Source organism: Paraburkholderia sp. TE9906, from assembly GCF_056279605.1.
Genome location: NZ_JBWCCT010000002.1, coordinates 101,204 through 113,937 on the forward strand (window position 1 = coordinate 101,204; position 12,734 = coordinate 113,937).

13 protein-coding genes and 1 tRNA gene are annotated in these 12,734 nt (G+C 63.5%); 5 read left to right on the plus strand and 9 right to left on the minus strand.

The genetic code is table 11. From position 1 onward, the window contains the following. Positions 1-32 precede the first annotated feature (32 nt). The gene (gene ftsY / locus ACZ9H4_RS04410; RefSeq protein WP_476118334.1) at positions 33-1,226 is read right to left on the minus strand and encodes a signal recognition particle-docking protein FtsY; all 1,194 of its coding nucleotides are present in this window, start codon (positions 1,224-1,226) and stop codon (positions 33-35) included. Positions 1,227-1,480: 254 nt separating this feature from the next. On the opposite strand from ftsY, the gene rsmD reads away from it, so the two are divergent. The 3 genes from rsmD to ACZ9H4_RS04425 all read left to right on the plus strand — a co-directional run bounded on the left by rsmD (position 1,481) and on the right by ACZ9H4_RS04425 (position 3,044). Further along, complete coding sequence (gene rsmD / locus ACZ9H4_RS04415; RefSeq protein ID WP_476118335.1) at positions 1,481-2,095, plus strand: 16S rRNA (guanine(966)-N(2))-methyltransferase RsmD; 615 nt, start codon at positions 1,481-1,483, stop codon at positions 2,093-2,095. Positions 2,096-2,207: 112 nt separating this feature from the next. Continuing rightward, on the plus strand, positions 2,208-2,723 hold the full coding sequence (coaD, locus tag ACZ9H4_RS04420; protein ID WP_408145657.1) for a pantetheine-phosphate adenylyltransferase: 516 nt from the start codon (positions 2,208-2,210) through the stop codon (positions 2,721-2,723). Between the two features lie 63 nt (positions 2,724-2,786). Further along, complete coding sequence (locus tag ACZ9H4_RS04425; protein ID WP_012431644.1) at positions 2,787-3,044, plus strand: YfhL family 4Fe-4S dicluster ferredoxin; 258 nt, start codon at positions 2,787-2,789, stop codon at positions 3,042-3,044. A gap of 83 nt (positions 3,045-3,127) precedes the next feature. Here ACZ9H4_RS04425 and hisC read toward each other — a convergent pair whose 3' ends face one another. From hisC to ACZ9H4_RS04465, 8 genes are all read right to left on the minus strand, one after another. Next, positions 3,128-4,207: a histidinol-phosphate transaminase gene (gene hisC / locus ACZ9H4_RS04430; RefSeq protein ID WP_408156091.1), complete on the minus strand. Its 1,080-nt coding sequence runs from the start codon at positions 4,205-4,207 to the stop codon at positions 3,128-3,130. A gap of 300 nt (positions 4,208-4,507) precedes the next feature. After that, positions 4,508-5,110 carry an aminoacyl-tRNA hydrolase gene (gene pth / locus ACZ9H4_RS04435; protein ID WP_476118336.1) on the minus strand — a complete coding sequence of 201 codons (603 nt, stop codon included), beginning with the start codon at positions 5,108-5,110 and terminating at the stop codon, positions 4,508-4,510. A gap of 150 nt (positions 5,111-5,260) precedes the next feature. Further along, positions 5,261-5,881 (minus strand): 50S ribosomal protein L25/general stress protein Ctc, encoded by a 621-nt coding sequence (locus ACZ9H4_RS04440; RefSeq protein WP_408145663.1) that lies wholly within the window; start codon positions 5,879-5,881, stop codon positions 5,261-5,263. Between the two features lie 164 nt (positions 5,882-6,045). Beyond that, positions 6,046-7,002 (minus strand): ribose-phosphate pyrophosphokinase, encoded by a 957-nt coding sequence (locus tag ACZ9H4_RS04445; RefSeq protein WP_006048037.1) that lies wholly within the window; start codon positions 7,000-7,002, stop codon positions 6,046-6,048. Between the two features lie 46 nt (positions 7,003-7,048). Beyond that, positions 7,049-7,125, minus strand: a tRNA-Gln gene (locus tag ACZ9H4_RS04450). A gap of 52 nt (positions 7,126-7,177) precedes the next feature. Next, positions 7,178-8,059, minus strand: a complete 882-nt coding sequence (ispE, locus tag ACZ9H4_RS04455; protein ID WP_476118337.1) for a 4-(cytidine 5'-diphospho)-2-C-methyl-D-erythritol kinase — start codon at positions 8,057-8,059, stop codon at positions 7,178-7,180. Positions 8,060-8,121: 62 nt separating this feature from the next. Continuing rightward, positions 8,122-8,754, minus strand: coding sequence for a lipoprotein insertase outer membrane protein LolB (gene lolB / locus ACZ9H4_RS04460; protein ID WP_476118338.1), 633 nt, complete (start codon positions 8,752-8,754; stop codon positions 8,122-8,124). Further along, complete coding sequence (locus ACZ9H4_RS04465) at positions 8,754-10,595, minus strand: tetratricopeptide repeat protein (protein WP_408145669.1); 1,842 nt, start codon at positions 10,593-10,595, stop codon at positions 8,754-8,756. Before ACZ9H4_RS04465 ends, lolB begins: the two co-directional genes overlap by 1 nt. An 87-nt stretch (positions 10,596-10,682) precedes the next feature. Here ACZ9H4_RS04465 and mutM point away from each other — a divergent pair, with 87 nt between their 5' ends. Continuing rightward, a complete protein-coding gene (gene mutM, locus ACZ9H4_RS04470; protein WP_408145671.1) occupies positions 10,683-11,513 on the plus strand; it encodes a bifunctional DNA-formamidopyrimidine glycosylase/DNA-(apurinic or apyrimidinic site) lyase in 831 nt (276 codons plus the stop codon). Positions 11,514-11,643: 130 nt separating this feature from the next. Further along, the gene (gene mutY, locus ACZ9H4_RS04475) at positions 11,644-12,705 is read left to right on the plus strand and encodes an A/G-specific adenine glycosylase (RefSeq protein WP_476118339.1); all 1,062 of its coding nucleotides are present in this window, start codon (positions 11,644-11,646) and stop codon (positions 12,703-12,705) included. Positions 12,706-12,734 lie beyond the last annotated feature (29 nt).

Sequence of the window (12,734 nt, forward strand, 5' to 3'; positions counted from 1 at the left end):
CGCGTGCGTGGAACGTTGCGCGGCCGGGACGTTCAACCGCCCAGCAACGCGTCCGAAAACTCTTCTGCGCTGAACGGCTGCAAGTCCTCGACCTTTTCGCCCACGCCGATGAAGTACACCGGAATCGGACGCTGCCGCGCGATCGCGGCGAGAATGCCGCCCTTCGCGGTGCCGTCGAGCTTGGTGACGATCAGGCCCGTGAGGCCGAGCGCGTCGTCGAAGGCCTTCACTTGCGCGAGCGCGTTCTGGCCGGTGTTCGCGTCGATCACGAGCAGTACCTCGTGCGGTGCGCCGTCGTGCGCCTTGCCGATCACGCGTTTCACCTTGCGCAGCTCTTCCATCAGATGCAGCTGGGTCGGCAGACGGCCGGCCGTGTCCGCCATCATCACGTCGATCTTGCGTGCGCGCGCGGCGCCGACCGCGTCGAAGATCACCGCCGCTGGGTCGCCACTTTCCTGCGACACCACGGACACGTTGTTGCGCTGACCCCAGATCGCCAGCTGCTCGCGTGCGGCGGCGCGGAACGTGTCACCCGCGGCCAGCAGTACCGATTGATTGAAGCTCTGCAGATGCTTGGCGAGCTTGCCGATGCTGGTGGTCTTGCCCGCGCCGTTGACGCCCGCGATCATCATCACGAGCGGCTGCGCGCGGCCGAGCATCAGCGATTTTTCCAGCGGCTTGAGCAGGTCGACCAGCAGCGTGCGCAGCGCGCCTTTGACCTGTTGCGGGTCGGTGAGGCGCTCGCTGCGCACTTTCTCGCGCAGCGATTCGAGCAGGAATTCGGTGGCCTCGACGCCCGCGTCCGACATCAGCAGCGCGGTTTCGAGCTCTTCGTACAGGTCTTCGTCGATCTTCGCGCCGACGAAAATACCGGTCAGGTTCGAACTCGTCTTCGACAGGCCGGTTTTCAGGCGCGTGAGCCACGAGCGCTTCGCGCCCGCGTCCTGCGCGGGCGGCGGGACGATTTCGATGGTGTCGAGCGCGGATTGTTCCGGTTCGAGTTCCGGCTCAGGTTCCGGTTCCGGCTCCGGCTCGATTGCGGCCGGGGCGGGCGCAGGCGCTTCGACGCCAACGGAGGCTGCAGGACGCGCAGCCGGCTGCGCGACAGGCACTGCCGGCGCTTCTGCGGCGGCCTCGGGCGTCGAGCCTTCGGGTGCCGCCTGCGATTCGTCTGCCGCGGTATCGGACTCTTTCGAACCCTTGAATCGTTTGAAAAAGCTGAACATGATCTGGCGTGGTGAGAGCGCGCGCCGATGCGCGCAGCCGGCACAAGACCGGCGGGAGCAGCAGGCAGCGTTGCAGGGGTAGACAAAGCGCGAGATGCAAGGCGCTGGAAGCCGGACATTTTATCAGGCGCGCCGCCGCCCGTCGTATCGGCCGATCGGCCAAGCTGGACGCGGGCCGCCCCTGTGGTAACGTTGGCGCTCCGACCCCGCGCGTATCGACGTCGCGGGTGCATTCATCACGTCATTGAAACTGCATGCCTCGTTCCGCACCCTCACGCGCCCACGGCGCTTCGTCCAAAGGCGGCAAGCCGCACGCCATCCGTATCATCGGTGGCGACTGGAAGCGCACGCCTTTGCCTGTGCTCGATCTCGACGGCTTGCGCCCCACGCCCGACCGCGTGCGCGAAACGCTGTTCAACTGGCTGGGCCAGCGCCTCGACGGCCAGCGCTGCCTGGACCTGTTCGCCGGCAGCGGCGCGCTGGGCTTCGAGGCGGCGTCGCGCGGCGCGGCGCGGGTGCTGATGGTGGAGCGCAACGCGCGGGCCGCCGGCCAGTTGCGCGCGAACCAGGAACGGCTGGCGGCGCGCACGATCGAAATTGCCGAGGCGGACGGCTTGCGTCTTGCCGCGAGTCTCGCACCCGGCTCGTTCGACGTGGTGTTCCTCGATCCGCCGTTCGACGGCGACCTGCTCGCCAAAGCGCTCGCGCTGGCCGTGCCGCTCGTCAGCGCGAAAGGGTTTCTGTATGTGGAAGCGGGCGACGCGCTCGAACTCGACGGGAACGAGACGCTCGCCGGTTGGGAAGTCGTGCGGCAGGGGAAAGCGGGCGCTGTCCACTTTCATTTGCTGCAGCGCGAAAATAAGGAATAATGCGCGTTCCAAAACAGGCGCCGGGCGGTTTGACGTCACGAGCGCGGTCGGTGCCAAATGCGTCGTGTGGACGCTTTTGACGTGCCCTTTGTCTGAAAAGAGGAGAAGTCTCATGGTAGTCGCCGTGTACCCGGGCACGTTTGACCCGCTGACGCGCGGTCACGAAGACCTCGTTCGGCGCGCGTCGAGCATTTTCGACACGCTGGTGGTGGGCGTTGCGGACAGCCGCAACAAGAAGCCGTTCTTCACGCTGGAAGAACGCCTCGACATCGCTCACGAGGTGCTCGGGCACTACCCGAACGTCCAGGTGATGAGCTTCAAGGGGCTGCTGAAGGACTTCGTGCGCAGCAATAACGCCCGGGTGATCGTGCGTGGCCTGCGCGCCGTGTCGGACTTCGAATACGAGTTCCAGATGGCGGGCATGAACCGCTATTTGCTGCCTGACGTCGAAACCATGTTCATGACGCCGTCCGACCAGTACCAGTTCATCTCGGGCACGATCGTGCGCGAGATCGCGCAGTTGGGCGGCGACGTCAGCAAGTTCGTGTTCCCGTCGGTCGAAAAATGGCTGCACGAGAAGGTCGCCGCGCTGGATCCGGACAACGGCGCTTCGGCGGCACAGCCGTAACCGGCGTAAACTGTCGGTTTGACGGATCAAAGCCGGCTGCGGCCGGCATGAAGTGAGAGAAGTATGGCCTTGATGATTACCGACGAGTGCATCAATTGCGACGTGTGCGAGCCCGAGTGCCCGAACGACGCGATTTCGATGGGCCCGGAAATCTACGTGATCGACCCGAAGAAATGCACCGAGTGTGTCGGCCATTTCGACGAGCCGCAGTGCATTCAGGTATGCCCGGTCGAGTGCATTCCGCGCGACCCTGACCATCTGGAAACGCCCGATGGCTTGATGGCGAAGTACCACGCGCTGCAGGCAGCGAAGGGCGCATAAGATCCGCGAAGTGGACGAGAAAGCGGCGAGGCCTTGGCCTCGCCGCTTTCCTTTTGCCGCGGCGCTTTTTCGTCGTGCGCGGACTAGCCGACGTAAGCGCTGAAGATGTCGCGCAACGCGTCCAGCAGAATGTCGCATTCGGCGTCGGTGCCGACCGAGATCCGCAGATGCTGGTCGATTCGCGGCGCCTTGAAGTGGCGCACGAAAATCTCCTTTCCTCTTAACCGCAAGACGAGCGTGGCCGCATCGTAGCCTTCATGGCGAGCGAACAGCAAATTGGCTGCCGACGGCACGACCTCGAAGCCGAGCGCCGTCAATCCCGCCGCCAGCCGCTCACGGCTCGCCACCACCTTGGCGCAGTTGTCGCGGAACCACGCGTCGTCTTCGTACGCGGCGTTGGCCGCGGTTTGCGCGAGGCGGTCGAGTGGATAGGAGTTGAAGCTGTCTTTCACGCGGTTCAGTGCGTCGATCAGCGCGAGATTGCCGAATGCGAAACCTACACGCATGCCGGCCAGCGAGCGTGACTTCGAGGTTGTCTGAACGACCAGCAGGTTCGGATAGCGGTCGATCAGCGCAATGGCCGACTCCGCGCCGAAATCCACGTACGCCTCGTCGATCACGACGACCGATTCCGTGTTGCTCGCCACCAGACGCTCGATGTCCGCTAGCGGCAGAGGACGGCCGGTCGGTGCGTTCGGGTTCGGGAACAGCACCCCGCCATTGGGCACTGTGTAGTCGTCGACATTGATTGCGAAACTGTCGTCGAGCGCGATGGTCCGGTAGTCGACGTCGAACAGCCGCGCGTAGGTCGGATAGAAGCTGTACGTGATGTCCGGGAACAGCAGCGGCTTGTCGTGCTTCAGCAACGCCTGGAACGTGAGCGCTAGCACTTCATCCGAACCGTTGCCCGCGAATACCTGGTCTGCGCGGATGCCGTGGTATGCGGCGACCGTCTCGCGCAGTTTGAGCGCGGTCGGATCGGGATAGCGCCGCAGCGATTCACCGGCGTCGCCCAGTTCCCGGCGGATCGCCTCGAGCACGCGCGGCGACGGCGGATAGGGATTCTCGTTGGTGTTCAGCTTCACCGGATGCGCGAGCACGGGCTGCTCGCCCGGCACATACGGCGTCAGACGATGAACGATGTCACTCCAATAGCGGCTCAAACGATTCTCCTGTGTCGACCAGAGTTAGCGCTTGAGCGCTTACTCTGGTCCCATGCCAAGGCGGTCGACCAGAGTTAGCGCTTGAGCGCTTACTCTGGTCCCATGCCAAGGCGGTCGACCAGAGTTAGCGCTTGAGCGCTTACTCTGGTCCCATGCCAAGGCGGTCGACCAGAGTTAGCGCTTTAGCGATTACTCTGGTCCCATGCCAAGGCAGTCCCATGCCAAGACGGTCGGTCCCATGCAAGCTAGTTGCTGTAGCGAGCGATAACGCTACGCCAATACGTCGGCAAGCGTGGCAGCTCAAGGGTTGAGATGCAACTGCATCATCGCGCGCTCCAGCTCGCCTGCGATAATCTTCGGCATCACGGCAAGCGCCCGCTCGAGCGATGCGTCGATCACCTCCTGCTCTTCCCGCCGCGGCGGCTTGAGCACATAGTTGGCGACATCCGGCTTGGCGCCGGCGCGTGCGCTTTCGGGAATCAGGTCGCGCGGATGGCCGATACCGATCCGCAGCCGCCAGTATTGTTGCGACGACAGATGCGCGGTGATGTCCTTCAACCCGTTATGGCCGCCGCTGCCGCCGCCGAGCTTCAGCTTGACGCTGCCAGGCGGCATGTCGAGTTCGTCGTGCGCGACCAGAATTTCGTCGGGAAGAATCTTGAAGAATTGCGCGACCGCCACGACCGACTGGCCGGAGCGGTTCATATACGTCTGGGGTTCCAGCAGATGCACTTCCTCGCCGTGCAGCCGCGCTTTCGCGTAGAAACCGTGGAAGCGCCGCTCGTCGCGCAGCGTCGTGCCTGCTTCGCGCGCCAGTTGATCGACCAGCCAGAAGCCGGCGTTATGGCGCGTCGCGGTGTATTCGGCGCCCGGATTGCCGAGCCCGACGATCAGCTTGATCATGATTGTGTAGGTCCATCTGGCCAGGGAGCCGAACTCGACCGGGCCGAAAAAAACCAAAAAAAACCCGCCGGGGCGAACCTCGGCGGGTCACATCGACCGTTTCATTGAAAACGGATCGAGAGGATTGCTTGGCTAGAACCCGAAAGGTCCTTAAGCAGCCGGCGTTTCGCCTTCAGCAGCAGCAGCGGCGTCGCCTTCAGCGATTGCGCCAGCCGGGATCGTCGCAGCTGCGACCACCGGGTTTTCTGCGTCGAGGTGAGCGACCAGCGATACACCTGCCGGCAGCGCGATGTCCTTAGCGTGAACCGATTGACCCGCTTCGATCTTCGCCAGGTCGACTTCGATGAATTCCGGCAGTGCCGACGGCAGGCACTCGATTTCCAGTTCATTGAGGACGTGCGAGATCACTGCGCTCGACAGCTTCACTGCCGGGTTCGATTCCTGGTTCATGAAGTGCAGCGGCACCTTGGTGTGCAGCTTCTTCGACGCGTCGACACGTTGGAAGTCCACGTGCAGCACGAGCTGACGGAACGGGTGGTATTGCACGTCGCGCAGCAGAACCTGTTGCGACTTGCCTGCCACTTCCAGGTCGAGGATCGACGAGTGGAAAACTTCTTTCTTCAGCGCGTGCCACAGCGCGTTGTGGTCCAGTTCGACCAATTGCGTTTCAGCACCAGCGCCATATACGATGCCCGGGGTCTTGCCCGAGTTACGCAGGCGGCGGCTCGCACCCGTACCTTGCAAAGAACGCTCGAAAGCGACTACTTTCATGTTGAATCTCCAATGCACTGCCCGCGACCAGGCAGTAAAAACGGGGCCTCCAAGCCAATATGGCTGAGGCCCCAGAGCTGCGGCACGAACCTTCGTTCGCTCGCGCCGATTGTGCAAAAGCGCAGCGTGCCGCCTGAAGCGATACGCTGCGCCTTCGCAAATACTTAACTTTCAGCGAACAGCGACATGACCGAATCGCCGCGACGAATGCGCGAGAACGTTTCGGCAAGCAGGCCGGCGCTGGTCAACGAACGGATCTTTGCGCACGAGCGGGCTTCTTCGCCGAGCGGGATCGTGTCCGTGACAACGAGTTCGTCGAGTGCGGAAGCTGCGATACGCTCGCCTGCGCCGCCCGACAGAACCGGGTGGGTAGCGTAAGCGAACACCTGCTTCGCACCGCGCTCCTTCAAAACCTGTGCTGCCTTGCAGAGCGTGCCCGCGGTGTCGACCATGTCGTCCATGATCACGCAGGTACGGCCTTCGACTTCACCGATGATGTTCATCACTTCGGCGACGTTCGCCTTCGGACGACGCTTGTCGATGATCGCGAGATCGCAATTGAGCTGCTTCGCCAGTGCACGGGCGCGCACCACGCCGCCGACGTCCGGCGAAACGACCAGCAGGTTCTCGTAGTTCTGCTTGCGCAGATCGCCGAGCAGCACGGGCGTAGCGTAGATGTTGTCGACGGGGATGTCGAAGAAGCCCTGGATCTGGTCGGCGTGCAGATCCATCGTGATGATCCGCTCGACGCCGGCGATTTCCAGCATGTTCGCCACGATCTTCGCCGAAATGGCGACGCGCGCGGAACGCGGGCGACGATCTTGACGGGCATAACCGAAGTAGGGGATGGCTGCGGTGATCCGGCCAGCGGATGCGCGCTTGAGCGCATCGACCATGATCATCAGTTCCATCAGGTTGTCATTCGCCGGCGCGCACGTGGATTGCAGGACGAAGACGTCCTTGCCACGCACGTTTTCCTGAATCTCGACCTGGATTTCACCGTCCGAGAAACGGCTAACCATTGCTTTGCCGAGGGGAATACCGAGGATTTTGACGACTTCCTGTGCAAGCGCGGGATTCGCGTTGCCAGTAAAAACCATCAGGCCGTCATGGCTGCTCATCATGCACCTGCTTCAGGCTGGGGGCGAGGGGAAATGCGAGAAATTTTGGCAGGGGAGAAAGGATTCGAACCTTTGCATGCCGGAATCAAAATCCGGTGCCTTAACCAGCTTGGCGACTCCCCTACACTAACTCTGAGCTCCGCCGAACGTGGAGTTTCGTTCGACGATGCAAAACTTATGACGCGAAAGTAAAGAGTGGATGCTGATCCAGACCGGCGGCCACTGCGCTATTCCATTCGGCTGGCAGCTTGGCTTGCACCGCTTCTGCTTCAGCTTTACTACGGAACGCTGCAAAAACACTTGCACCTGATCCAGACATCCGCGCCGGCGCGACGTTTTCAAACCATCGCAGCACTTGCGCTACTTCCGCGTACTTTCCTACGACAACCTGCTGCATATCATTCCGGCCAAAACTTTCCGGCCATTCAGTGTTGCAGCTAAGTTCTGCAGGAAAGTCCGTAATTATGAGGGGCTTTGAATCTCTTGTCAACGCTTTTTCGGAAAAAATCGCTGCAGTCGGAACCTGTACCCTCGGTGTCACCACCAGGAAGTGGCGCGGCGGCAATTGTACAACGTCTAAAGCTTCACCGACACCCTCTGCAAACGCATTTTTTCCAAAAACAAAAAACGGCACGTCCGCGCCCAGCTTCAATGCCAACACCTGCAATTCCAGACGCGGCAAATCGAGCTTCCAGAGGCGATTCAGCGCGAGCAGCGTGGTCGCCGCGTCGGAGCTGCCGCCGCCGAGGCCGGCGCCCATCGGCAGGCGCTTCTCAATTTCGATCTCGACACCCTCGGGCGAGCCCGTATGCGCCTTGAGCAAAGTCGCGGCGCGCACGGTCAGGTCATGCTCAGGCGGCACGTCCGCGATCTCGGTGCTGCGCGTGATGCGCCCGTCGTCGCGTCGCTTGAAGTGCAGTGTGTCGCCCCAGTCGAGCAACTGGAAAACCGTTTGCAGCGTGTGATAACCATCCGGCCGGCGGCCGGTGATGTGCAGGAAGAGGTTGAGTTTCGCTGGCGCGAGGCACCCGCGCAGCGAATCGGTCGTTTCAATCATGAGTCGAGGCTACATGCGCCAGGCGGCGCCAAAGAAGCGGCAAGGTTGCAAATAGACGCGGATTACTGATCCAGCACGAGCTTGATGTCGAGTGGCGGCTCCGAACGGCTCAGGTTGACGCGCTTCACGCCGGTGGCGGGTGCGTCGGCATACGCGAGATAGTCGACGGTCCAGCCATCCTGCGTGATCTGCTTCAGACGCGACGGCTGCTCCGGGTCTTTTTCGGTTTTGGCGCGCGAAGTAGGCGCGGGCGACGGTTGCAGCCAATAACGCAGACCCTCGACAGGCAGCGCAAAACCGAGCGCATCCTGCATCAACGTGGTGACGTTGTCCGCGGTCAGGGGTTGCCGGTTCGGCAGTTCGAGCGTGGCCGCGGACGGCGACGACGTCACGATTGCCAGCGTCTGGCCAAGCGGGTTGCGTAATTGCAGTGTCACGGTGTCGCCCGTTTCCTGCCAGGAGAAGTTGCCGTAAGCGTTACGCTGCTGGCCATTCTGGTCGTTGTACTGGATCGCGAAGCGGCCCTGGTAAGCGCGGCTCGTCTGCGCGGTGACCGAGGTGGCGGCATTCGACGTGGACGGCCCCTGCGGTTTCACCGACGCACAACCGGCCAACGCGACAACCGCTGCCGCAGCGAAACCGAGCGCCGCACCGCGCGGCGCCGGGGGAAAGGCAATCAAACGGGAAAGACGCATCAAAGATCGTTTACCTGAAGACGTTGGAGCGTTTTGACAAGCGTTTCGTTGTCCGGTTCGAGCTTGCGCGCCTCGCGGAAGGCGGCGCGAGCCTGATCCTGCTGGCCGCTTTTCCACAGCACTTCGCCGAGGTGCGCGCCGATTTCGGCGTTCGGCTGGAGGTCGTAGGCTTTACGCAGCAGCTTGATGGCGTCCGACGTATCGCCCATGCGGAATTTGACCCAGCCCACGCTATCCATGATGAACGCGTCGTTCGGCGCCAGCGCCGATGCTTTCTCGACCAGCTTGTCCGCTTCCGGCAGGCGCTGGTTGCGATCGGCCAGCGAATAGCCGAGCGCGTTGTACGCCTGCGGATTGTCGGGCTGCGTCTGGATGAGCTTGCGCAACTGCGCTTCCATCACGTCGTAATGGCCGGTTTTTTCGGCGGCCATCGCGTAGTCGTAAGTGAGATCGGGGTCGTTGGGGAAGGCCGCCGTGGCTTGTTGCAGGCGGGATTCCGCTTCCGGGTAGCGCTTCGCGTCGAACAGGATCGCCGCGTCGGTGCGGGAGATCAACGCGAGGTCGCGCGGATCGGACACCTGCAGATTGGCCAGCAGCTTGCGCGCGTCGTCGGTCTTGCCCTGCTTCGCCAGCAGTTGCGCGCGCGTGATCTGCGCGGCCATATATTGCTGGCTCGACGGCGAAATCTTGTTGAGCCAGTCGCTCGCCGCCGCTTCGTTCTTCTGCTCGAGCGCCAGTTGCGCCAGGTAGATGTACGCCTGGCCCGCATCGGCGCCCGGCGTCTTTTCGGCCAGTTGCGCGTACTGGGTCAGATACGTTTGCGCTTCGTTGAAATTCTTCTGCTGAATCTTGATCAGCCCGAGCGCCATCAGCGGCGTGAGGTCGTTCGGGTTGGCCTTGTGCATGATCTCGAACTGCTTCTGCGCGTCGTCCAGACGATCGCTCGCGAGATACAGCTGCGCGAGCGCGAGGCGCGCGTCATGCGATTTCGGATTCTGCTGCACGTATTTTTCAAGCGACGCGATGCCTTCCGCGCGCTCTTCCGGGCCCATCTGCGACAGCAGCAGCGCCGCCGGCAAGTAGTCAGGCTTCAGCGTCAGCGCCTGCTCGAGCGATTTGCGCGCGCCCGGTGCGTCGTCCGACAGGAGCTGCTGGCGCGCGATTGCCAATTGCGCTTCCGGCCGGTTCATGTCGTTCTTCAGCAAATCCTGCAGCACGTGCAGGCCGCCGATCCGGTTCGGGCCGCGCGACAGCAGCAGTTGCAACGCGAGAATCGCGCTGCCGCGATTGTCCGCGGGCACCTTCGCGAGTTCGCCAGCGAGAATCGGCGCTGCCTCGTCAGGTTTGCCCGACAGCACCAGCAGCGACGCGTCGAGCTGCGCGGCGCGCTCCGAATTCGGCGCATACTGCTGCCACAATTGCGCGGCGGCCAACGCGTCCGACGGGCTTTGCGCGGCCAGCGCGATCTCGGTGGCGCGCTGCGCCATGCGCGGGTCGTGCGTGTCGCGCGCGAGGGCGAGGTAGGTCTGGTAGGCGGGCGCCGGCTGGTCGCGCTGCAGCGCGACTTCGGCGGCGAGCACCTGAAATACGATCTGGCTCGACAGCGGCACGGCGGGCAACGATTTCTGGTCTTCCGCCGATGCCGGGCCGAGCGGGTCCGCCAAGGTGACGGAGGTATCGTCCGGATCCGCCGATGGGTCCTGCGCGTGCGCGGGCACGGCAGCCAGCGCCCAGACGGCAAGCGCGGCGGCGCCGAGCATCCGGCGGGCGGACACGGCGTGCGGCACGCGGGATGCGCGAGCCGGGCGCTTCGAAAACAGCTTCACGAAGGACAAGTTCATGGAAATCCGTTCAATGTTTCGGACGATTGTAACGCGCTCGCTACAATACGGGCACAACCACTCACGCAAGTTGCAGACCAGTTAGAAATGCCAGAGTTGCCAGAAGTTGAGGTTACCCGACGGGGAATCGAACCGTATGTGTCCGGGCGCAAGGTTGAACGCGTCGAGGTGCGTACGCCCGCGCTACGCTGGCCGATTCCGGCCGACCTTGCGAAAACCTTGCGCGGCCGCGTGGTGCGCAAAGTCGAGCGGCGCGGCAAGTATCTGCTGTTCGAGATCGACGCGGGCTGGTTCATCGTGCATCTTGGCATGACTGGGACGCTGCGGGTGCTGCGGCATGTGCCGCATCCGCCTGAGGCGGCGAAACACGACCATGTCGACTGGATCTTCGACGAATTCATTCTGCGCTATCGCGATCCGCGGCGCTTCGGTGCGGTGCTGTGGCATCCGCGCGAGGCCGGCGACATTCTTGAGCATCCGCTGCTCGCGGGACTCGGCGTCGAACCGTTCTCGCCGGCGTTCTCCGGCGCGCTGATGCATCGGCTCACGCGTGGGCGCAAGGTGTCGGTGAAGCAGGCGCTGCTGGCCGGTGAAATCGTGGTGGGCGTGGGCAATATCTATGCGTCGGAGAGCCTGTTTCGCGCCGGCATCCGGCCGACCACCGCGGCGGGCCGCGTTTCGCTGGTGCGCTACGACCTGCTCGCGGACGCCGTGCGCGTGACGCTTGCCGCGGCGATCGAGAAGGGCGGCAGCACGCTGCGCGATTTCGTCGGCAGCGACGGCGAAAGCGGTTATTTCCAGCTCGACTATTTCGTCTATGATCGCGCGGGCCTGCCATGCCGCGTGTGTGGAACGCCGATCAAACAGATCGTGCAGGGGCAGCGTTCTACGTATTTCTGTCCCACCTGCCAGCGCTAAATCGTCCATGCCTTCTCGTTTAACTCCGCGCGCCGCCGCGCGTTCAGCTTCGTCCGGCAGGTCCGAAACCGGCACGTCCGAAACCGGCACGTCCGAAACCGGCACGTCCGAAACGCCTGCTTTTCCAGCCATGCCCGATTTCTCCGCGCGCCTGATCGCGTGGCAGCGCCGGCACGGGCGTCATGATCTGCCGTGGCAGAACACGCGCGATCCGTATCGGATCTGGCTCTCGGAGATCATGCTGCAGCAGACCCAGGTGTCGACGGTGATTCCGTACTACGCCAGATTTCTCGCGCGTTTTCCGGATGTCGCCGCGCTGGCAGCCGCACCTTCGGACGACGTGATGGCGTTATGGGCCGGCCTCGGCTACTACACGCGCGCGCGCAATCTGCACCGCTGCGCGCAGGTGGTGGTCGAGCAGCATGGCGGGGCGTTTCCGGCGTCGGTCGAGCAACTCGCGGAGTTGCCGGGCATCGGCCGTTCGACCGCGGCGGCGATCGCGTCTTTTGCCTTCGGCGCGCGCGCGACGATCCTCGACGGCAACGTGAAGCGCGTGCTCGCGCGCGTATTCGGCGTCGAAGGTTTTCCGGGCGAGAAGAAAGTCGAGAATGCGATGTGGACGCTGGCGGAGTCGCTGCTGCCGCCGAATGCATCGGATGACGAAGTGAGTTCGTACACGCAAGGTCTGATGGATATCGGCGCGACCCTCTGCGTGCGCGGCAAGCCGGACTGCCCGCGGTGCCCGTTCGCGGCCGACTGCGTGGCCAACGTCGCGGGACGTCAGCGCGAACTGCCGACATCGCGTCCGAAGAAACTCGTGCCGACGCGCCGCACCTGGATGCTGGTGCTGCGTGACGGCAACGCGGTGATGCTGGAGAAGCGTCCGCCGTCGGGCATCTGGGGCGGCTTGTGGAGCCTGCCCGAAGCCGCCGACGAAGCCGCGCTGGCCGAGCGGGCGCGTGCCTTTGGCGGCGACGGCGCGGTCTCGCCGCTCGCGCCGCTCACACACGTATTCACGCATTTCAAGCTGGATATCGAGCCGCGGCTCGCGGAACTCGATCGCGGCGTGGGCGCATTGGCCGCGCTGGGCGATGCGGACACCGCGTGGGTCGCGCTCAGCGATCTCGATTCAGTCGGGGTGCCGGCGCCGGTGCGCAAACTGCTGGACAGTCTGCAGGGTTCGTTGATCTAACGATCGGCCTGGCTTGCCGGCGACGCGGC